Raw genomic sequence first — 20,739 nt, 5'->3', positions numbered from 1 at the left:
CGGTTGACTGTTGCGTCAGCGTGCGGGTGGCGGCGGTAGCCTCTTCCACCATGGCGGCGTTCTGCTGGGTCACCTGGTCCATCTGGTCGACGGCGGTGTTGACCTCCTGCAGACCCGTCGCCTGCTGCTCCGCGCTGCGGGCGATCTCGGTGACGATGCCATTGATGTCGTTCACCCGGTCGATGATCTGGCGCAGCGAGGTGCCAGTCTCGGCGACGAGCTGCACACCCTCCTGCACCTGATCGCGCGAGGTGGAGAGAATGCCCTTGATCTCCTTGGCGGCTTCCGCCGAGCGCTGGGCGAGTGCCCGCACTTCGGATGCCACCACCGCGAAGCCACGGCCCGCCTCGCCAGCGCGTGCCGCCTCGACGCCGGCATTGAGGGCGAGCAGGTTGGTCTGGAAGGCGATCTCGTCGATGACGCCGATGATCTGCGTGATCTCCTGCGAGGATTTCTCGATCCCCTGCATCGCCTCCACCGCGCGCTTCACCACGACGCCGGACTTGTCGGCGTCCTCCTTGGCGGCGGTCACCATGTTGCGCGCATGCTGTGCGCCTTCCGCCGTCTTCTTGACGGTGGAGGTGATCTCGGCCACGGCGGCCGCCGTCTCCTCGAGGTTGGCCGCCTGGTTCTCCGTGCGGCGCGAGAGGTTGTCGGAGGCCTGGGCAATCTCCTCCGTGCCGGACTTGATGCCGAAGGACCCGCGCTTCACCGTGTTGATGGTTTCCGCCAGGCTGTCGGCGGCGGTGTTGAAGTACTGGCGCAGCCTGTCCAGCGCGTCGGGGAAGGGCTGGTCGATGCGGTGGGTGAGATTGCCCTTCGCCAGGTTCTCAAGGCCCTGTCCGAGCACGGTGATGATGTGCTTCGAGTTATCGTCGTTACGCCGGTTCTGCACCGCCTGATCCTTGAAGACGGCGAGTGCGCGGGCCATCTCGCCCACCTCGTCGCCACGGGAGGCATAGGGTACCTCTTCCTCGAGTTTGCCGGAGGCGAGCCGCCCCATGACGCCCGAGATGTTGGTGATCGCCTTGACGACGAACTGGTGCGCGGCAAACAGCAGGAGCGTGACGACAATGGCGATCACCGCGTTGAAGATGCTCACCATGTTGATGTCGGAGTCGGACTTCGCGATGCTATCCTTCTGGATGGTGGCCGCTGCCTCGCCGATCGTGGCGGCCTTGTCCGACATATAGACACCGAAATCGATGAAGGCCTTGCTCATACGGTTGGTGAGCGCATCGACCGCCACCTGGTCGCCGCGCTGGATGGCGGGCAGTATCCCGTCGCGGAAGTCCGACCAGAACTCGCTGTTCCGGCGCTCCACCTCGGCGCCGAAGGCGTTCCATTCCTCCGTGGTCATGATCTCGACCGCGGCAATGTTTTCCTTCCAGTAGGCAAGCCTCTTCTTGAAATCCGCCTCAAGCACGTCGAGACGGGGGCTGAGCTGCCCGATGAGCTCGGGCGAGTCCCTGAGCACATGCATGTAGGCGAACGGCTCGGCCGGGTACAGCGGCGGCGGCAGGATGTCGGCAATGAGATCCTTGCCCTCGACGATGCGCGTGTAGTTCGGGCTGCCGATCCGGATGTCGCTGATCGAGGAATAGGTCTGGAGCCCGAGGAAGGTCAGGAGCCCTATGATGACCAGTCCGAAGGTGATCATCAGCCGCTGGATGGTGAATAGACTTTTCTTCATGTGCGTTCCGCCGTGTCTTCATGTGGGTTGCGGTTTGGGGTTGAACGGTTCGTATCAGCCGGATTGATCGGTCTCCGGGCCAAGCGAGTCGTAGAGGTTGCGTGCGCCCGGCGGCGTCCGGTCATCGGGGTCGAAGGCCGCGCCGTAGCGCGGGTGGATCGACCAGCGAATGACGCAGCGGACTTCTCCCAGCATCTCCTGCCGCATGAGGATCCGTTCGCCGGGCTTCAGTCCGAGCATCGGGTCGATGGTGAAGCCGATGCCTCCTGCCGAGATGTTGAAGATGCGCGCACGCAGCTCGCCGTGGCTGATGATGATGGCCGCGCCGATGTCGCATCCGCGCCGGTCGCGGCGGCGGTGATCGAAAGGCTGCACGGCGCTGAACCGCCCCTCGCCCAACAGACCCATGCTCATCCGACGACCCCGCTTTTGTCTCTCCCTGACGCTAGGCGGGCAACGTTGCGCCAAGCTTGAGGCCAGCGCGATGTGGCGGGCGATACGACCTTTGCGTGACCTTTCTGCCTCTGCAACCTCTGCGGGTTGTTCAAACGGCGGGGTGGGCTGAATGTCCTTGGAGGCGGGGGTGGTTTATTGTAACAATCACCCATGAGCAGGGCCGGGGCAATCATCTTGATGGGCCTGATAGCGGCAGCGCCGGGGGCGGTGCTGGCGGCAGAGGGACTCACGCCAGCCTTTTCGGTGGAAGCCATGGCCGCCGCAGAGCTCATGCCGGGCGAAGCGCGGATCACGCGGGACCAGCTTCGCGACCTTGAGCGCCGGGAAACCATCAGGGTCGTGCCCGCGTCTGCAGTCAGCAACTTCGCCGACGAGGTGCACTACAATCTCGAGAAGCTCGACGTCTCCGGCTATTCCGATTACGACGCCAGCATGTTCTTCGGCCACGCCCGGTCGATCATGTGGGACATCGCCGCCGTCTATGGCGGTGTTACCTATTTCGGCATCCAGAACTGGGAGTGGGGCTCTTCCGGCTTCACTTTCGAAAGCGAGGGCTGGTTCGGCACGGACACCAAGTATGGCGGCATGGACAAGCTCGGCCATGCCTATACTGGCTACTTGCTGACCGAATATTTCTCCCAGCGCATCGCGCATGAGGTGGGCGATCCCAACGGCGCCATCATCAGCGGCGCCATATTGGGCTTCGGCGTCCAGACCTACATCGAGTTCTTCGACGGCTTCTCTGGCGGCCACGGCTTCTCCTATGAGGACTTCATCGCCAACGGGGTCGGCGTCGGCTTCTCCATCCTGCGCAACACCGTGCCGGAAGTGGCGGCGAAACTCGATTTCCGCCTCGAATACCTGCCCTCGGAATACTCCGATCTTGCACCCGTCACCGATTACGCCGGGCAGAAATATGTGCTGGCCCTCAAGCTCGCGGGCTTCGAGGAACTGGAGGAGTCTCCCTTGAGGTTCTTCGAGCTCCAGGCGGGCTATTTCACCCAGGGCTATACCGATGCCGAGCGCGAAGCCGGCGTCGAGCAGCGCCGGGAGCCCTATGTGGCGATCGGCCTGAACCTCAACGAATTGCTGAACCAGGCCCCCGAGGTGCGCGAGACGACGCCGGGCCTCGCAGCCAGCCGCGCGCTCGAATATCTCCAGGTACCCTACACCTACGTGCCCACCGCCTCGCGCTGAGGGTCCACAGGCGGTCACCGCCGTGCTATGCTGCGCGCCAAGGAGCAGATCGGATGTTGCGGGACAGCCGTCAGAGACCATCCTCACCGGGTGCCAGACGGCGCAGGGCAGGCCAAGTGGTAGCCTGGCCGGTGCGCCGTGCGCTGTTGTCCGCCGCCCGGCGGCTCGATCTCAAGGTGAGAGACGTGCTGTTCCACGCGGGCGATCCGGGCGAGGGCTGCTACCTGCTGCGCAGCGGCGTGGTGAAGGCCTCCGTCATCGCGCGTGACGGTCAGGAGCGGCTTTTGGCCGTGCTGGGCCCAGGCTCGCTCATCGGGGAACTCTCGCTGATCGACGGGCAGCCGCGCTCTGCCACCATCTCCGCCTTGAAAGCTTGCCGCCTGCTGTACCTGCCCGCTGGCGCCTTCTTCCGCCTGGCGGATGCCGATCCGCTGGTCTACCGGGAGGCGCTGCAGATCCTCGCGCGCCGCCTGAGGGAGGCGAATGACTTGGTCGTGGCGCAGGGCAGCGTGCCAGTTGCCGGCCGCGTGGCCCGCGCCTTCGCCACGCTGGGGCAGGGCCTCGGGGTGGAGCGCCCCGGCGGCCAAGTGCTGATCGCCAACAAGATCACCCAGTCCGACATCGCGGGCATGGCGGGTGTTGCGCGTGAGAACGCCAGCCGCGCCATCAATGAGCTCCTGCGCGACGGCATCCTTGGCCGCGAAGGCCGCTTCTACCTCATCGCCCGGCCGCAGGCACTGACTGACCTCGCGGAGATATGAAGGCTCAGCCCTGGCTCTCGATCAGGCGGTCGGCCAGCGTCTCCATGTCGGAGGCCTCGGCATTGGCGAAGGCGATGCGCAGGTAACTCTCCTGGCCCGGCCCGAACATGGATCCCGGCAGGCACAGCAGGTCATGCTCACCGGCCAGCCGCACCGCTACCTGCTTGGCCGTCTCCTCCGCGAAGGGATGTTTCACATAGGCGAAGAGCGCGCCGGAGCTGATCAGCTCATAACGCAGCCCCGGCCTTGCGAAGGCATGGCGCAGCGCCGTCAGCCTGTCGTGCATCGTGGCGATCTTCTCCGTCTTCCAGTCCTGGAGTGACGTGAGCGCGAACAGGGCGGCGCGCTGCGAGATGTGCGTGGGGCAGATCGCCAGGCAATCGAGGATCTTCTCGATCTCGGCCAGCACTGACGTCGAGGCGGTGATGGAACCGATCCGGTAACCCGTCATCGCATAGGCTTTGGAGAAGCTGTAGAGGTGGATGAAGGTATCCTCCCAGCCGGGCTCGGCGAAGATGCCATGCGCGGGGGCAGGGCCGCCGCGGAAATCCTTGTAGGTCTCGTCCATCACCAGCGCGATGCCGCGCGCGCGCGCCAGCGCGAAGAACCCGGCGATCACCTCCGGCGGGTAGATGGCGCCCGTCGGGTTGTTGGGCGAGCACAGCACGATGGCGCGGGTCTTCTCGTCGATGAGCCGTTCCGCATCCTCCGGGCGCGGGTGGGTCGCCCCCGGCGCCACAGCCGGAATGAAGCGCGCCTCGATCCCCAGCATGCCGAGCCACATGGTGTGGTTGAAGAAATAGGGAACCGGCACGATGACATTGCCGCCCGCCCCGGCGATCGCCATCATGGCGGCGGAAAAGGCCTGGTTGCAGCCCGCGGTGACGCAGACATTGTGCGCCGCGACGCTGCCGCCGTAATCTGCCGAAAGATGCCCGGCGATCTCGGCGCGCAGCTCCGGCAGGCCGAAGATGTCGGTATAGAGGCTGATGCCCGGCTCATGCGCGAGCCTGGCCACCTCGCTGTCGAGTTCGGCCGCGCATGACCAGCTCGGCACCGCCTGCGACAGCAACAGGATCTTGCGGTTGCGCATGCCCTTGCGCAGCCAGCCCTGCGCTTCCATGATGGGGGGCGCCTCGATCCTGTGGATGGCGGGATTGACGGCATATGTCATGATGGGGCACCAACGGTTGGAACGGGCGGTGCCGGAACATGCCGGGCGCCGCGAAGAGGTGCAAGCATGAAAGCGATCCGTATCAACGAGACCGGCGGCCCCGAGGTGATGAAGCTCGTCGATGCCGAGCCCGGAAAACCCGGCCCCGGCCAGGTGCGCGTGCGTCAGACGGCGGTCGGCCTCAATTACATCGACACCTATCACCGCTCAGGCCTTTATCCCGTGCCGCTGCCCTCAGGGCTGGGCCTCGAGGCGGCAGGCGTGGTGGAGGAGCTGGGCGAGGGGGTGACGAGCCTCGCGCTGGGTGACCGCATTGCCTATGGCGTTGGTGCGCTTGGCGCCTATGCTGGCATGCGCAACATGCCCGCCAACCGCTTGACGAAGCTGCCCGCCTCCATTTCGGACGAGACGGCGGCGGGCATGATGCTGAAGGGCATGACGGTGCGCTACCTGCTCTGCGCCACCTACAAGGTGCAGCCGGGTGAGATGATCCTGCTCCACGCGGCGGCAGGCGGCGTCGGCCTCATCCTCAGCCAGTGGGCGAAGGCGCTGGGCGTCACCGTCATCGGCACGGTGGGCTCGGATGAGAAGATGGCGATTGCACGTGCCCATGGCTGCGACCACGTCATCAATTCCTCAACCGAAGACACGGTGGCGCGGGTGAGGGAGATCACCGGCGGTAAGGGTGTTCCCGTCGTTTATGACGGTGTCGGCCAGGCAACGCTCATGACCTCGCTTGACTGCCTCAGCCCGCGTGGGCTGCTCGTCAGCTTCGGCAATGCGTCGGGCCCGGTGAAGGCGCTGGACCTCGGCCTTCTCGCCGCGAAGGGCTCCCTCTACGTGACGCGCCCGACGCTGATGACCTACACCGCCTCCGATGAGGACCTGAAGGAAACCGCCGAAGATCTGGTTGCCATGGTCGCCAGCGGCAAGGTCAGGATCCCGGTCAACCAGCGCTATGCGCTGGCAGACGCCGTCCAGGCCCACCGCGACCTCGAAAGCCGCAAGACCACCGGCACCACCATCCTCATTCCGTGAGTGCTCCGCCGCCAAAGCCGAACCTGAAGGAGAAGCTGGGGCTCATTGACCGCTTCCTGGCCAGGGGAGATCTTGTCGCGGCCCAATCGACGGCACGCCAGTTACACACCGCATATCCGCGCCGGGCTGAGTCGAGCCACAGGATGGGTCTTGTGCTGTTGCTCTCGGGTCGTCCGGAACTGGCTGAGGAGCACCTCCGCCGTGCTGTGGACACAGACAAGACCAATGCTGAATACCGGCTGGACCTCGGCCAGTGCCTGCTCGTCATGGGCCGCGTGGTGGAGGCGGAGCCGCAATATGAGCGCGCGCGCGCCATCGCACCCACCAACCCCCGCGTGAACTGGAAGCATGGCTCCTTCCTCCTCGCCACGGGCCGCGGCGGTGAGGCGCTGGTGGCCTTTGATGCGGCCCTTGCGGCGGCCCAGGCGGCCGGCCGGCCCCGCATCCATCTCGACAAGGTTGAATGCCTGCTCTCCCTTGGCCGCAGCGGCGAGGCGGAGCGGGAGATCCGGGCGATGCTTCCAGCCACGCCGTTTCGCAGCCGCTACGTCGTGCTGCTCTCCCAGATCGGCAAGCCCGATGCCGGATCGGAGGTCTTCGGCCTGATCGAGCAGGAGCTGGCGCGCCCCGGCCTTGCCCCGATTGCCAGAAGCGACCTGATGCTGCGCAGGGCCAGCCTTCTGGCGCAAAGCGGCCGCCATGAGCAGGCCTTCCGCGGCTGGATTGACGCCAAGAAGCTTCTCGGTGCTCCACCGCAAGGTGCCGGGCTGGGCCGCATGGTGGATGAGCGCATCGCCGCCTTCCCGGCGGAGGCGATCGCAAGGCTTGCCGCGCGCTACGCCACGCCGGGTCCGGCCCCCGTCTTCGTCATCGGCCTGCCGCGCTCCGGCACGACGCTCGTCTCCGAGATCCTTGCCGCCCATGACGCCATCGGAAATGCTGGCGAAATCGAGACCATGACGTGGATCGCCGCGCAGATGAAAGGCGTCCACCCGCTGGCGGAGATGGAGCGCGGGCTTGCCGAACAGGGGCCGGAGAAGGTTAAGTCGCTGGCCTCCGCCTATCTGACGTCGGCGGCGCATCTCGTGCTGCCAAAGCCACGTTCGGTGGACAAGATGCCGAACAACTTCCTCTATGTGCCCGAAATAGCGAGCCTTTTCCCGGATGCCCGCTTCATCGACTGCACCCGCCACCCGGCGGACACATTCATCTCCGCCATCCAGACGGAAATGAACGAGGCCCATTCCTACAGCTATGATCCGGGGGATTTCGCCCTTTACCACCGCCACCACCGCCGCCTCATGCAGCACTGGAGCGCGGCGTTGCCGGGCCGCATCTTCGAACTCTCCTATGAGCGGCTGGTGACGGAGCCGCGTACGGTGATCGCGGAAATGCTCGCCTTCCTCGGCCTCCCCTGGCAGGAGGCCTGCCTGTCGCCGGGTACGAATGCATCCACCGTCAGAACCTTCAGCCGTCTGCAGGTCAAGTCCGCCATTCATGGCGGCTCTGTGGGACGCTGGAAGCCTTACGCCGCGTGGTTGCGCCCCATCATCGAAGCCGCTGCGGCATCATCCTGATCAGCCGCCACGCGCGCAGCGTAGCAGCGCCTGTTACAGCGACTTGCAACCCGACTCGGGCGTTGCCGCAAGCCGGCGCCAGTCTTCGGAGCATTCAACGTTGCGGCAGATGACGCGGGCGATGGCGGGTGCGGGGATGGCATGGGCCATGTTGAGGGAGCGGTTGGAGCCATCGCGCACCGAACTCACCACCATGCCCACGAATTCGCCCTGCTCGTTGAACAGCGGCCCGCCCGATTCGCCTTTCTCGGTGCCCAGTTCCAGCACGATGGCGTCCGGGTAGCCGAACTTGCCATAGGACACCGGACGGCCGAAGCTCGTGGACCGCACGGAGCCGACGCGCACGGTGTTGCCCTGGTCATGCGGGCGGCCCAGTGAATAGATGAAGTTGCCGGTGGCGAGGCAGGCGTTGCGCGCCGGGTTCACCGTGATCCCCGAATAGCCGCGCAGCCGGATGAGGGCGATGTCGTTGGAGGGCACCACATCCACCACGGTTCCCGAATAGACGCGCCCGTTGGCGGCGCGGGCGGAAACCGAGTTGCCCTTCTCGAGCGCCACATGCGCCGCCGTCACCACATAGCCGGAACCATCCACCACGAAGCCGCTGCCGGAGGTGGCTGGCTTGCCGCGCCGGTCAGCGGCGCGTGCGGAGGTAGCATCACGGGTCTTTTCGGAATCGGAGACGACGAGGGTCACATAGGCAGCGCTCGTCTGGTTGACGAGCTTGGTGATGCGCTCGTCAGCAATCGAGCGGACCGGCGCCAGCGAGGAATTCTGCTCGACGAGAAAATCACGGCTCTCGACGTCGGTGGACGCGGCACAGCCAGCGAGAATCGATGCGGCAAGGCAGAGGGCTGCCAGATGGAGGGAACGGAGAGTCATGTCCGGACAATAGCACCTGCGGGGTTGCGCGTCATTGTGAGGGCGGAATTTGTCCAAAACAAAGCGGCGGCCCGCCGCGCAGCGCCACATGCCCAAAAAGAAACGGCCCGCCGAAGCGGGCCGTCCCTCAATCGTTTGCAGTCAAGCGATCTTAGAAGCGCCAGACGGTGACGAGGTCGACAGACATGTTATCGTCTTCGATTTCGACCTCACCAAGATCATCCGGGTCGGAGGTGTCCTCAGTGTAGTGCGTATCAGAGGTGTACCACTCGCCCTCGACGCCGATGGTGAGCTGGTCAACCGGAGAGTAGTAGATACCAGCGAGCATGCCGTAGGTCTCGTAATCAAGCGAGTAGCCGCTCGGAACGTCGAAATCACGCTCCTTGTAGCCTGCAGCAACTTCGGCGTGAACTGCATCGGTCAGGCCGAAGGAGACCAAGCCTGACACGCCCCACCAGCTCTGGTTGACCGCCCAGCCATCAATGATCTGCCCTTCTTCCTCGATGGTGAAGGGGCCCTTGCCCATCGCTGCTGCGAGAGAGAGGCTGGCCATGTCGCCGAGGTTGAAGCCGATGCCGGCGCCAACCTGCCAATCCGAATCGAGCTCCTCGAATACGCCTTCCTCATCCCAGCTGTGATAAACAGCCGAGATCTCGCCGTTCACGGCATCGCCGGAGTACTTCAACTCACCAGCAACGCCAAGCTGGTCACCGTTGATCTCGTCGCCACCAATCGAAGCATCTTCCAGCGCCACGGCCATGGACATCGGACCGGAGGCGTAAGAAAGACGCATCTGCGTCGTGTCGCCGGGATTGAAGCCGAGGTCGGCATTGTCCGTGTAGTAGCAGTTGCAAGCGCCGTCATAGCCATAGCCGATGTTGCCCAGCGAGCCGCCATAGCCGCCGCCGAAGGTCAGTTCCGGCGTCATCGCCCAATAGCCCCAGGCCACGTCAGAGTAGACGTTTGCATCGCCGTTGCCGTTGAAGTTGCCGCGCAGACGGATGTCCACGCCGACTTCACCAACAGCCGTATCGGTCGATGCCTTCACGCGAAGCTGGCCGCGAGCCCGCACGTCGATGTCGGAATTGTCGACGCTATCGCTGTCTTCCGAGTTCTCATAACCGCCTTCGTTGGTGACGGTGACTTCGCTGCTGGAATCCTTGTAAACCAGACCAGCGCGGGCATAGCCAGACCAAGAGATCGTGGTGCCAGCCGGGGCATCAGCCGTCGGCAGGACGCTGATGATGGTGGACTTGCTGCCGTAAGCAGCCAGTTCCTTGGCGCTGAAGCCGAGGCCCGGAGTGGCCTGCATGTCGCCTTCGGAAACGGCGATCAGCTGGTAGCCGGCCGGAACTGCCGGAGCAGTTTCCATCGCAGCGACGCGTGCATTGAGGGTTTCGATCTGGGCCTTGAGCGCCTCGAGATCGTCTGCCTGTGCGCCAGCGGCGGTCACGGCGATAGCCGCACCAGCCAGAAGGGCCATCTTCATCGAGTTCATTTATGTTCTCCCAAGTCTCTTGGAGTTTGAGTAGAGTTCCCCCCCCATCCCCTGCAAACGGTTGCTGGAAGGCCATGCCGATCGGGCACAGAGCAGTTCTCCCCGCATTTGCTGCAAACATCAATCGATTGCATGAGCCCAAAAATCGAATTTCGCCGCCTGTAACCCTTTTGCCACAGTCGCCAGCCGCCGGATCGGGCGGTAAACAGTGTGTAAATACAGGGGGATAGGCGATTGAGCATGGTTTCGCGCTCTCAGGCAAGCCGTGATCCTGCCACACCCGCCCACCCCCCAGCCACCGCCAGGGCATCGCCCAGCCCGCCTGACGAGCCCGCGATTCGACCACCCCAAAACGAAAACGGCCCGCACATGGCGGGCCGTCTCCAGTCGTCGTGGGGTCAGATTAGAAGCGCCAGACCGACACGAGGTCGATAGAGAAGGTGTCCTGGTCGACCTCCACATCTTCAACCGTGTCCCAAACGTCGTCTTCAAAGTTCTCGTCGCCGTAGACCGAGTAAGACGTCGACGTTGTGTACCATTCAGCTTCAACACCGATCGTCAGCTGGTCAACCGGCGAGTAGTAAATGCCACCGAGAACACCGTAGGTGTCGTACTCGGCATCCGTCAGCAAATAGCCCTCGTCGACATCAGCATCGGCATTTTCCAACGTGACATCGTCGCCATCACGCTTCTTGTAGCCAGCGGCGACTTCAGCGTGGAATTCATCGCTGAGGTTGAAGCTCGCCAGGGCTGAAACACCCCACCAGGACTGGTTATAAGGCACGGCAGCCGTGATGTTGCCGTCAGTCGACTGTGTCAGCGGGCCTTCACCCATTGCGGCAGCAAGCGAGAGATTCGCCATGTCGCCGAGGGCAAAGCCGAGGCCAACGCCAACCTGCCACATCGCATCGAGTTCGCTATCCAGGATGTCGAAATCGGCCTTCGAGTCGTCCGCTCTTGTTATCTCGACAGAGCTATACTCATCGCCGTTGACCCCACGCCACACGCCTGAAATCTCGCCCGAGAAAATGTCGCCGGAGTACTTCATTTCACCAGCGGCACCCAGCTCATCGCCATTGATAACGTCGTTGGCGCCGAAGTTATCCCCGCCAGCGCGCAACGAGGCATCTTCCAATGCGACAGCGAAGGACACGGGTCCCGAACCGTAGGACAGGCGCATCTGGGTCACGTCGTTGGGATTGAACCCGAGGTCGGCGTTGTCCGTGTAGTAGCAGTTGCACGCGCCGTCATAGCCATAGCCGATGTTGCCGAGCGAGCCGGCATAGCCACCACCGAAGGTCAGTTCGGGGGTCATGGCCCAATAGCCCCAGGCCACGTCGCTGTAGACGTCACCGGAGCCGTTGCCGTTGAAGTTGGCGCGCATACGGATGTCCACGCCCACTTCGCCAACTGCCGTATCGGTCGAGGCCTTGACGCGGATCTGGCCGCGGGCCTTTACGTCGATATCGTCATCGTCATTGCTGCCGCTGCCCGAGTCGTTTGCATCAAAGACCCATTCTTCATTCTGCTGGTCCCAGTCATAGCTGTCGACGCTGGCGTCGGTGCTGACATTCTCGTAAACCAGACCGGCGCGGGCATAGCCGGACCAGGTGATGGTGGTGCCAGCGGGGGCGTCAGCCGTCGGAAGGACGCTGATGACCGTAGACTTGTTGCCATAAGCGGCCAGTTCACGGTTGGACATGCTCAGGCCCGGGGTCTGCTGCAGCTCACCCTCGGAGACGGCGATCAGCTGGTAGCCGGTGGGAACCGACGGGGCGGCTTCCATGGCGGCGATGCGGGTGTTGAGCGAGTCGATCTGGGCCTTGAGGGCTTCGAGATCGTCGGCCTTGGCGCTGGCGGCAGTCACGGCCATCGCCGCACCACCCAGAAGCGCCATCTTGATCATCTTCATTCGGTGTTCTCCCAAGTCTCTTGGAGTTTCATGAGCCCCCCCATCCCCTGCAAACGGCGCTGGAAGGTAATGCGCGAGATCATCGAGCACGTGAAGGTTGTCACTTCAAACGGAGAAAATATCAACTTCCAAGATGTTCTTCAGGCGGGATTTTAGGTCAGCTGTTACACAAAGGACACAGTTTTTGCGTGCAGGAAATTCCGAAATAATCTGCATTTACTTCAAAGCATTATGGTTTTCAAAACCGCAAACGATTGCTAGTTTTGTGCACAAAAAACACCCCGCCAGACCACTGTTGCGGCCTTCCGGGGTGTCGGATGGAGAAATCAGGCGAATCGCCGTTTTTGCAGAGGGCTCCGGAAGCCCTGTCCCACCGGCTCGACTCATGCCTTGAGTTGCCGGATACTCCGGTTTGAAACCGGAGAATCGCACCCATGCCCCCGCTCAGGCCTGCCCGCTGGCTGCTCCATTCGCCCCTGGCGATCCTGCCGCTGGTTGCGGCGCTGGTGGTACAGGGGCCGGCGGCCGGGCGTGATGCCGGCGCTGGCTTCAGCATGGACGGCTTCGCCCTGCTGCTATGGCATCACTGGTTCTGGCTTGCCGTCACGCTGGGGATTGGTGTGTGGGTGGGCTGGCATACCGCCATCGACCGCCCGTATTACCAGCCGCCGCCTGAAACATGAGTGGCGATGCCATGAGCCAGTATCTGGCCGTGCTCGGCCTCACGCTGCTGGGGCTGTTCCTGCTGGGCTGCCTGCTGGGGGCGCTGGCGTGGCGGTGGCGGAATCGACCGCCGCCAGCCAGCCAGTGATGGCGGCGCGGCTGTCCGCCTCGTCGAGGAAGGGCACGTGCCCGCGCCGGGCGATGGTGGCGGCGGCAAGGCGCGGGTGGCGGGCCTGCATTTCGGCCACCGTCTGATCGCTCAGCAGGTCGGAATGGGCGCCGCGCAGCACCAGGCAGGGGAGGGCCGCCAGCATGTCGAACAGCGGCCAGAGTTCCGGCACCTTTCCGGCGGTGATGTCATCCGCGGAGGGGAAATTGACGGCCAGCGCCGGGTCATAGTCGGCGCGCGGCTTGCCCTCCACCTCGCGGTAGACGCGGCGCGCGAAGGCCAGCCAGTCCGCTTCGGCAAGGCCGGGAAAGCCGGGGTTGACGGACTTGAGTGCGGCCACCGCCTCGTCCCAGCCCGCGAATTGCGGGTCAGCACCGAGATAGCCCCTGATGCGCAGCAGCCCCTCCGCCTCGATGCGCGGGCCAATGTCGTTGAACAGCACGCCCGCCATGCGGGGCAGGGCGCGGGCCGCCATGACCATGGCCGCGATCCCCCCGCGTGAGGTGCCGATGATGGCGAAGCGTTCCACGCCGAGTTGGTCGAGCACGGCCAGCGTATCCGCCACCTCCTGGTCGGGGCGGTAGGTTGCGGGATCGGCCCGGCCGCTGTTGCCGCGGCCGCGGAAGTCCAGCGCCACCACCCGCCGCGAGGCGGCAAGCCACGGCGCGATGGTCTCGAAGTCCCTGGCGTTCCGGGTCAGCCCCGGCAGGCAGACGGCGGGGGTGAGGCCGCCGGCCGCGCCATATTCGCGCGCATAAAGGCGCGTGCCGTCGGCGGCGGTGACCATGTGCTCGCGGAAGCTGGTCATGCGATGGGCCTCAGTCGCAGCCGGTGATGAGGTCGGTGATCGACAGCTTGGAGCAGGTGGTCTTTTCCGCTCCGGCCTCCGCCTCTTGCGGCGGGGAGGTGGTGGAGGCAACGCTGAGGTCCGCCGCGCGTGAGCCCCGTGCGAGGTCCGCCGTCATCGGCCGCACCGTCTTCGGCGCAAGCCGCGAGCGGTAGACGTGCAGGTTCTGCAGCACCTTCTGCACATACTGGCGCGTCTCCTGGAAGGGGATCGATTCGACCCAGTCGATGGGATCGATCTCGCCGGTGCGGAAGTCGCCATAATCCGCGATCCACTCCCGCGAGCGGCGCGGGCCCGCATTATAGGAGACCAGCGTCAGCACATAGGATCCGCCATGGTCGTCGATGAGATCGCCCAGATGCGCGGCCCCCAGCTTCACATTGTATTCCGGATCAAGCAGGCGGTTCGGGTTGTGCTTGATGCCGTGCTGCTTGGCGATGAGCTTGGCCGTGCCGGGCATGATCTGCATCAGCCCCTGGGCGCCCACCTTCGAGCCGGCATTGGGGTTGAACTCGCTTTCCTGGCGGGCCAGCGCGAACACAAGGGGCTTTTCCACCGGCTTGCCGATCTGCTTCCAGTCCGGCAGCGCGCGGATGGGATAGCCCCATGCGTCGATGTCGATGTTGCGCGCGGCAGAAGCCTTGGCCAGCCTCACCGCCATCGGCGCGCCGCCCGCGTCCCACACGATCTCGGCCACGGCGTTCATCTCGTCGGTGGTCTCGAAACGGTTGGCGAAGGACCACAGGAACATGTGCAGGTCGCCCGGCTTTCCGGCCTTGGTCATGATCCGGAAGGCGCGCACAACCTCGTCCTTTTCGGCCTTGGCCTGAGCGGCGCCGGAAGCCTTGCCGCTGTCGATCTCCTCGGGCACCTTGCCGAGGCCCACCTTCTCACGCGCCAACTGGCCGTAATAGACGGTGGAATAGCTGGAAGCCTGCTTGTAGGCCGCCTTGGCGTCACCCTTGCGGCCCATGGCCTCCAGGCTGCGGCCCATCCAGTAGCCCGCGCGGGCCTTCTCCGTGCGCGACTTCGCGATCTCGCCAAGCCGGGTGAAGTGCCCCAGCGCGGTGTCCGGGTCCTTGAGGTCGCGCAGCGCGATCCAGCCCGCGAGGAATTCGCCTTCCTCCGCCTCCGGCCCCGTGGTGAAACCATGGGCGCGCGAGATCCGGTAGGCAGCCTTGCGCGCCGCCGACTTGTCTTCGATGCCGATCGAGCGGCGCGCGATGATGCGGCGCTCAACCCACCAGGCCTCGGCGTCGCCCATCTTGGCGGCCTCGCCCGGCACCTCGAGCAGGATGGCGCGCGCCTTGTCGAACTGCCCCTTGCTGCGGTGGTAGCGTGCCAGCGCATAGCGCATGGCCAGCGCCTGGCGCATGGCGGAGGGCAGGGCCCTGTACTGCTTGTCGGCGCCCGCCTCGATGCGGATCAGCTTCTGGGCCACCGCGGCGGCTTTCTGGTATTCGGAGGGAAGGCGCTTGGCGGCGCGGATCGCCGCATTGGTTTCCTGCGCATAGACGAGGCGCCACATGCGGCGCTGGTGGTCGTCCGCGGTCAGCATCTTGCCGAATTCGGAGACGATGGCCTTTTCCAGCTCCGCGGTAATCTCGGGGTCGGTCCACACCTTGCGCAGCTGGGCGCGCGCGCCGTCGCCATCGCCGGTGGCCTGAAGCGCGCGCACCAGCGCAAGCGAGCCCTGGGGCGTTGTCGGCTTGCGCTTGGCGAAATGGCTGAGGATCAGGTCCGCCGGCTCCTCATTGACATAGAGGGAGCGTTCGGCCCGCTTCAGCAGCGCCTCGGTCAGCGGCCAGTTGGGCGCAATGTCGAGGAAGGCCATGATGCGCTGGTAGCCCGCATCGTTGGGGCGGTCGCGCAGATAGATGAGTTCCACGAGCTTGATGGCGGCGGCATCGCCCGAGCGTTCGGCCGCCTGGCCCGCGCTGACGAAATCGCCCTTGAGCGCCAGCTTGGCCGCCTCCACCGCCTGTGCTGAGGGCTTGGCGTCAGCCCATGCGGCGGGAATGTGCACCACGGGAGCAGGTGCCGCCGTCAGGGTGGCGGCGGCGAGAGCCAGCAGGCTGATACGCAGAAACCGGTTGAAACGCATGGACTTCCCAATCTCGGACACGTGTTGATCCGCCGCTAGTGTGCAATTACGCCTAATAGATGGCTTCGGTTTCCGGCCCCGGACGCCGCTTGCCGCTCATGCGGCGAACGTCTATGATACACTCGCATTTGCAGGTCGCGGGGATATCGCATCTGCGAATTTAGGTTCCCCATGGTTTCCAAGTCCTTACCGGAGTAGCCCCCCGTGCAGTCTAGCGTGCAGTTCAGAGGTTCTTTTCCCGCTCTCATCACACCCATGAAGAATGGCAAGGTGGACGAGCAGGCGTTCCGGGCATTCGTCAACTGGCAGATCGAGCAGGGCTCGCATGGGCTGGTTCCCGTCGGCACCACGGGCGAAAGCCCGACGCTGACCCCGGAAGAACACAAGCGCGTGATCGAGATCTGCATCGCGGAGGCGCGCGAGCGCGTGCCGGTGATCGCAGGCACCGGCTCCAACAGCACCATGGAGGCGATCGAATACACCATCCACGCCCGGGATGCTGGTGCGGATGCAGCACTCGTGGTCGTTCCCTATTACAACAAGCCCACGCAGGACGGCCTCTATGCCCATTTCAGGGCGATCGCCGATGCCGTCGACATTCCGGTCATCGTCTACAATGTGCCGGGGCGCACGGTGGCCAACATTTCGGTTGAGACGCTGGCCCGCCTCTCACATGACTGCAAGAACATCATCGGCACGAAGGATGCCTCCGCTGACCTGACCAGGCCCTCGCGCCAGCGTCTGGCATCGGGCAAGGACTTCATCCAGCTGTCGGGCGAGGATGGCACGGCGCTCGGCTTCAACGCCCATGGCGGGGTGGGCTGCATCTCGGTCACCGCAAATGTGGCGCCCAGGCTGTGCTCGGAGTTCCAGGAGGCGACACTGCGCGGTGATTACGCCACGGCGCTTGCGCTGCAGGACCGGCTGATGCCGCTCCATCACGCCATGTTCGTGGAGACGAGCCCCGGCCCCGTGAAATATGCCGCGAGCCTTCTGGGCCTGTGCGAGCCGGAGGCCCGCCTGCCCATGGTGCCGGTGGTCGATTCGACCAAGAAGGCGGTGCGCGAGGCGATGATCCATGCCGGGCTCCTGAACTGAGATGAGTTCAAAGAGCGGCGGCGCAAAGGCGTCGCGCAAGGAAGAAGGCATCAAGGTCATCTCGGACAACCGGCGCGCCCGGTATGACTACGAGATTCTCCAGACATTCGAGGCGGGAATCGAGCTGCAGGGCTCTGAGGTGAAGTCGCTGCGCACCGGCCACACCAATCTTGCCGAGGCCTATGCCACGATGAAGGGGGGCGAGCTCTGGCTCATCAACTCCAACATCCCTGAATACCGCGAGGCCAACCGCTTCAACCATGAGCCGAAGCGGCCGCGCAAGCTTCTCCTGCACAAGAGCGAGATCAACAAGCTGTCCGCGGGCGTGCTGAAAGAGCACCTCACCATCATTCCGCTCAAGATGTTTTTCAACACGCGCGGCCGCTGCAAGCTGGACATCGCACTCGCACGCGGCAAGAAGCTGCACGACAAGCGCGAGACCATCAAGGAGCGCTCATGGGACCGTGAGCGCGCCAGGCTCTTGAGGGACAAGGGCTGACGCCATGGTGTTCATGCAGCACCTCGCCGGGCGGCGGATGCCCGATGCGGACCTTGAGGCGACATCGGGAAGCCCCGTCAATCTCGCGCGCAATCCGGGGGCGGCCGTGGTCTTCTGCTATCCATTTACGGGTAGGCCCGGCCATCCCAATCCGCCGAACTGGGATCATATTCCGGGCGCCCATGGCTCCACCCCGCAGGCGCTGGCCTATTCGGAAGCCTACGGCCACTTCCGCCGCCTGGGGGTCAAGCTCTTCGGCCTCAGCATGCTGTCCAGCGAATGGCAGCGCGACTTCGTCGAACGCAACAAGCTCACCTACCGGCTCCTCTCGGATGAGAGCCGCGCCCTGCAATCCGCGCTCGGGTTGCCGATGTTCGAGACCGGCGGCGCGCTTTATCTGCAGCGGCTCACCTTCATCCTGCAGGATGGCATCATCTCCGCTGTGCGGTTTCCCATCCCCGAACCAGAGAAGGATGCAGCGCAGGTGCTGGCGGCGCTGTCATAGGTCCTGCCACGCGGACAGAGCCCTCATCCGGCCTGTCGGCCACCTTCTCCCATCCTGCGGACGGGAGAAGGGGATAAACATCTGCCAGCATTCCCTTCTCCCATCCCTTCGGGGCGGGAGAAGGGGGTAAACATCTGCCAGCGTTCCCTTCTCCCGTCGCAACGCGATGGGAGAAGGTGCCCGAAGGGCGGATGAGGGCCTCTCACCGCGAGTCCAGATACTCCCGCACGCGCCCGAACACCTGCCTGAACATCTCAGGCGTCAGCACGCCCGTGTTCGTGTTGTAACGCGAGCAGTGATAGCTGTCGAAGAGCCGCAAGGACCCGATCTCATGCTCCGCCCCATGCGCAAAGGGATAGAGCGACTTCCGCACGTTGAGCGCACTCAGTACGCCGTCATGCGCGATGCGGCCCAAAGCCACGATGGCGCAGAGTTCTGGAAGTGAATCAATCTGTGCACGGAGGAACCCGTTGCACGTCTTGATCTCAACCGGCAGCGGCTTGTTCTGTGGTGGAACGCACCGCACGGCATTGGCGATCATTGTGCCGTTGAGCTTGATCCCATCCTCCGGATCGGCCCGGAACATGCCTTCCGCGAATCCGAACTCCAGCAGCGTGCTGTAGAGAAGCTCACCTGCGAAATCGCCCGTGAAGGGGCGGCCGGTGCGGTTGGCGCCCGCAACACCGGGCGCCAGACCCACGATCAGCAGCCGCGCGTCATGGGTGCCGAACACGGGCACCGGCGCGTTGAACCATTCGGGGTGCAGTGCCCGCTGCGCGTGGCGATAGGCCACAAGCCGCGGGCAGAGCGGGCAGTCCCGGCCCGGCTCGGAGGCTGGCTGCTTCTCAGATATCGGCAAAGTCCTCGAAGCTCTCGCGCGGGGCAGGGGCGGGGGCGCGCTCGCGCCGTTCAGAGGGGTCGCGGCCGATCTCGTCGCGCAGGTCGCTCAGGTCGATGAACTGGTCGGTCTGGCGGCGCAGGTCGTCGGCGATCATCGCGGGCCGCGTCGTCAGGGTGGAGATGACCGTCACCCGGCGGCCCTTGGCCTGGACGGCAGCCACCAGCGAGCGGAAGTCGCCATCGCCCGAGAACAGCACGATGTGGTCCAGCTGGTCGGCCAGCTGCATCACGTCGACCGCGAGCTCGATGTCCATGTTGCCCTTCACCTTGCGCCGTCCCATGGCATCGGTGAATTCCTTGGCGGGCTTGGTGACGACGCGATAGCCGTTGTAGTCGAGCCAGTCGATCAGCGGCTTGATCGGCGAATACTCGGCATCCTCCAGCAGGGCTGTGTAGTAGATGGCGCGGATCAACCGCGAGCGCTTGCGGAAGTAGCCGAGCAGCCGCTTGTAGTCGATGTCGAAACCCAGCGTCTTGGCGGTGGCGTAGAGGTTGGAACCGTCGATAAAGAGCGCGACGCGCTCATCCTGGTAAAAATGCATGTTTGAAAAACTCCTGCTCGTGTATGCCATGGATTTAGACATCCCCCCTGACCTGCTCAAGACAAAATGATCCTGATCGCGCTCGGCTCCAACCAAACCGGCCCCTGGGGAACACCCGGCGAGACGGTGCGCAAGGCCTTGGGCCGCCTCGATGGCGGCGGACTTCGGCTGCGGCGCGCCTCGCGGCCCGTGTTCTCTGCGCCCTTTGGCGTCACCGGGCAGCCGGCCTTCGTCAACGCCGTGGCAGAGGTCGAAACGGTGCTCCGGCCGGAAGCCCTGCTTGATCGCCTGCACCTCATCGAGCGGATGGCTGGCCGGCGCCGCACCCTGCGCTGGGGCCCGCGCACGCTGGACCTCGATCTGCTCGACTACCACGGGCTGGTGCGCAGACCACCGGCGCGGCCGGTGCTGCCTCACCCCGGCATCGCGGAGCGGATTTTCGTGCTGGCGCCCCTGGCCGAGATCGCCCCGCACTGGCGCCACCCGCTCACCCGCCGCACGGCGTGTCAGATGCTGCGCAGGCTCGACCCGTCGGGCGAGGGCGGCCTGCTTTAAGCCACGCTTAAGCCGGGGCAGGTTATTCCCGCTGAGGTAGAATAAACGTCAGGTTCGACCGCGATGGCAGACATCTTGAGGGCGGCGCTGCCGCTTGCCGTCCTTGTGCTTGCTGCGCCCGGCGCAGGGGCGGAGGCATTCACGCCCGGAACCTTCCAGATCTTCGGCGGCATGGAAGGCAGCAGCCCTGACATTACGGCAGCGCAACGTGTGCCGGGCCCCGTGCCGGAGCAGCTGCGCGCCCGCGTGATCGATTTTCCTTCGCCGCTCGCGGAAGGATCGGTCCTCGTCAGGACCAGCGCCCGCCGGCTCTATTTCATCCTGCCTGACGGCAAGGCCATTGAATATCATGTGGGTGTTGGCCGCGACGGCTTCACCTGGAGCGGCACGGACGCGATCAGCCGCAAGGCCGAGTGGCCCGACTGGCGCCCGCCGCCGGAGATGATCGCGCGCGAGCGGCGAAAGGGCCACAACCTTCCCGCCTTCGTGCCGGGCGGGCCCGGCAACCCGCTGGGCGCGCGTGCCCTCTACATTGGCGAGACCGCCTTCCGCATCCATGGCACGACGGAGCCGTGGAGCATCGGCCAGGCCGTGTCCTCCGGCTGCATCCGCATGTTCAATGCCGAGGTGATCGACCTCTATGACCGCGTGGCGCTGGGCGCCACCGTG

The 20,739-nt window shown here is 64.8% G+C and carries 20 protein-coding genes; 10 read left to right on the top strand and 10 right to left on the bottom strand.

What is annotated here, in order from left to right; all coding sequences use genetic code 11:
• Both ACILRA_RS06580 and ACILRA_RS06575 read right to left on the bottom strand, forming a co-directional pair.
• Nucleotides 1-1,693, bottom strand: a 1,693-nt coding sequence (locus ACILRA_RS06580) for a methyl-accepting chemotaxis protein (protein ID WP_395661299.1), incomplete at its 3' end; no start/stop codon positions are given.
• 54 nt (nucleotides 1,694-1,747) lie between these two features.
• Nucleotides 1,748-2,107 carry a PilZ domain-containing protein gene (locus ACILRA_RS06575; RefSeq protein ID WP_395661298.1) on the bottom strand — a complete coding sequence of 120 codons (360 nt, stop codon included), beginning with the start codon at nucleotides 2,105-2,107 and terminating at the stop codon, nucleotides 1,748-1,750.
• Nucleotides 2,108-2,326: 219 nt separating this feature from the next.
• On the opposite strand from ACILRA_RS06575, the gene ACILRA_RS06570 reads away from it, so the two are divergent.
• Nucleotides 2,327-3,346, top strand: a complete 1,020-nt coding sequence (locus ACILRA_RS06570) for a DUF2279 domain-containing protein (protein ID WP_395661300.1) — start codon at nucleotides 2,327-2,329, stop codon at nucleotides 3,344-3,346.
• Between the two features lie 116 nt (nucleotides 3,347-3,462).
• A complete protein-coding gene (locus ACILRA_RS06565) occupies nucleotides 3,463-4,107 on the top strand; it encodes a Crp/Fnr family transcriptional regulator (RefSeq protein ID WP_395661297.1) in 645 nt (214 codons plus the stop codon).
• A gap of 4 nt (nucleotides 4,108-4,111) precedes the next feature.
• Here ACILRA_RS06565 and ACILRA_RS06560 read toward each other — a convergent pair whose 3' ends face one another.
• On the bottom strand, nucleotides 4,112-5,281 hold the full coding sequence (locus tag ACILRA_RS06560) for an aminotransferase (RefSeq protein WP_395661296.1): 1,170 nt from the start codon (nucleotides 5,279-5,281) through the stop codon (nucleotides 4,112-4,114).
• A gap of 66 nt (nucleotides 5,282-5,347) precedes the next feature.
• Here ACILRA_RS06560 and ACILRA_RS06555 point away from each other — a divergent pair, with 66 nt between their 5' ends.
• Both ACILRA_RS06555 and ACILRA_RS06550 read left to right on the top strand, forming a co-directional pair.
• Nucleotides 5,348-6,319: a quinone oxidoreductase family protein gene (locus tag ACILRA_RS06555; protein WP_395661295.1), complete on the top strand. Its 972-nt coding sequence runs from the start codon at nucleotides 5,348-5,350 to the stop codon at nucleotides 6,317-6,319.
• Nucleotides 6,316-7,896 carry a tetratricopeptide repeat-containing sulfotransferase family protein gene (locus ACILRA_RS06550; RefSeq protein WP_395661294.1) on the top strand — a complete coding sequence of 527 codons (1,581 nt, stop codon included), beginning with the start codon at nucleotides 6,316-6,318 and terminating at the stop codon, nucleotides 7,894-7,896. Before ACILRA_RS06555 ends, ACILRA_RS06550 begins: the two co-directional genes overlap by 4 nt.
• Nucleotides 7,897-7,929: 33 nt before the next feature.
• Here the strand turns inward: ACILRA_RS06550 and ACILRA_RS06545 are convergent, their stop codons facing one another.
• The 3 genes from ACILRA_RS06545 to ACILRA_RS06535 form a co-directional block, all read right to left on the bottom strand.
• The gene (locus ACILRA_RS06545; protein WP_395661293.1) at nucleotides 7,930-8,778 is read right to left on the bottom strand and encodes a S1C family serine protease; all 849 of its coding nucleotides are present in this window, start codon (nucleotides 8,776-8,778) and stop codon (nucleotides 7,930-7,932) included.
• A 151-nt stretch (nucleotides 8,779-8,929) separates the two neighbouring features.
• Nucleotides 8,930-10,276 carry a hypothetical protein gene (locus ACILRA_RS06540; RefSeq protein ID WP_395661292.1) on the bottom strand — a complete coding sequence of 449 codons (1,347 nt, stop codon included), beginning with the start codon at nucleotides 10,274-10,276 and terminating at the stop codon, nucleotides 8,930-8,932.
• Nucleotides 10,277-10,679: 403 nt separating this feature from the next.
• Nucleotides 10,680-12,188, bottom strand: coding sequence for a hypothetical protein (locus ACILRA_RS06535; protein WP_395661291.1), 1,509 nt, complete (start codon nucleotides 12,186-12,188; stop codon nucleotides 10,680-10,682).
• A gap of 434 nt (nucleotides 12,189-12,622) precedes the next feature.
• On the opposite strand from ACILRA_RS06535, the gene ACILRA_RS06530 reads away from it, so the two are divergent.
• The gene (locus tag ACILRA_RS06530) at nucleotides 12,623-12,871 is read left to right on the top strand and encodes a hypothetical protein (protein WP_395661290.1); all 249 of its coding nucleotides are present in this window, start codon (nucleotides 12,623-12,625) and stop codon (nucleotides 12,869-12,871) included.
• Nucleotides 12,872-12,910: 39 nt separating this feature from the next.
• On the opposite strand, the gene ACILRA_RS06525 is transcribed toward ACILRA_RS06530, so the two are convergent.
• Nucleotides 12,911-13,828, bottom strand: coding sequence for an alpha/beta fold hydrolase (locus ACILRA_RS06525; RefSeq protein WP_395661289.1), 918 nt, complete (start codon nucleotides 13,826-13,828; stop codon nucleotides 12,911-12,913).
• Between the two features lie 10 nt (nucleotides 13,829-13,838).
• Entirely contained in the window at nucleotides 13,839-15,992 is a 2,154-nt protein-coding gene (locus ACILRA_RS06520) for a transglycosylase SLT domain-containing protein (RefSeq protein WP_395661288.1), read from the bottom strand.
• A gap of 183 nt (nucleotides 15,993-16,175) precedes the next feature.
• Between ACILRA_RS06520 and dapA the strand changes: the two genes are divergently transcribed.
• The 3 genes from dapA to ACILRA_RS06505 are packed head-to-tail and all read left to right on the top strand — an operon-like array spanning nucleotide 16,176 to nucleotide 18,073.
• A complete protein-coding gene (gene dapA, locus ACILRA_RS06515; RefSeq protein WP_395661287.1) occupies nucleotides 16,176-17,069 on the top strand; it encodes a 4-hydroxy-tetrahydrodipicolinate synthase in 894 nt (297 codons plus the stop codon).
• Nucleotide 17,070: 1 nt separating this feature from the next.
• Nucleotides 17,071-17,568, top strand: coding sequence for an SsrA-binding protein SmpB (smpB, locus tag ACILRA_RS06510; protein ID WP_395661286.1), 498 nt, complete (start codon nucleotides 17,071-17,073; stop codon nucleotides 17,566-17,568).
• A 4-nt stretch (nucleotides 17,569-17,572) separates the two neighbouring features.
• A complete protein-coding gene (locus tag ACILRA_RS06505) occupies nucleotides 17,573-18,073 on the top strand; it encodes a peroxiredoxin (RefSeq protein WP_395661285.1) in 501 nt (166 codons plus the stop codon).
• A gap of 202 nt (nucleotides 18,074-18,275) precedes the next feature.
• On the opposite strand, the gene ACILRA_RS06500 is transcribed toward ACILRA_RS06505, so the two are convergent.
• A complete protein-coding gene (locus ACILRA_RS06500; protein WP_395661284.1) occupies nucleotides 18,276-18,932 on the bottom strand; it encodes a uracil-DNA glycosylase in 657 nt (218 codons plus the stop codon).
• Nucleotides 18,919-19,515: an NYN domain-containing protein gene (locus ACILRA_RS06495; protein ID WP_395661283.1), complete on the bottom strand. Its 597-nt coding sequence runs from the start codon at nucleotides 19,513-19,515 to the stop codon at nucleotides 18,919-18,921. Before ACILRA_RS06495 ends, ACILRA_RS06500 begins: the two co-directional genes overlap by 14 nt.
• Before the next feature lie 66 nt (nucleotides 19,516-19,581).
• On the opposite strand from ACILRA_RS06495, the gene folK reads away from it, so the two are divergent.
• Both folK and ACILRA_RS06485 read left to right on the top strand, forming a co-directional pair.
• Nucleotides 19,582-20,070, top strand: a complete 489-nt coding sequence (folK, locus tag ACILRA_RS06490) for a 2-amino-4-hydroxy-6-hydroxymethyldihydropteridine diphosphokinase (RefSeq protein ID WP_395661282.1) — start codon at nucleotides 19,582-19,584, stop codon at nucleotides 20,068-20,070.
• 63 nt (nucleotides 20,071-20,133) lie between these two features.
• Nucleotides 20,134-20,739 (top strand): L,D-transpeptidase (locus tag ACILRA_RS06485; RefSeq protein ID WP_395661281.1); only part of this gene is annotated, 606 nt, incomplete at its 3' end.

This window comes from Aestuariivirga sp., assembly GCF_044239095.1.
In the GTDB taxonomy this organism is placed as follows: Bacteria; Pseudomonadota; Alphaproteobacteria; order Rhizobiales; family Aestuariivirgaceae; genus Aestuariivirga.
The sequence above is the reverse complement of the archived record's forward strand: the minus strand, read 5'-3'. Positions and strand labels throughout refer to the sequence as shown.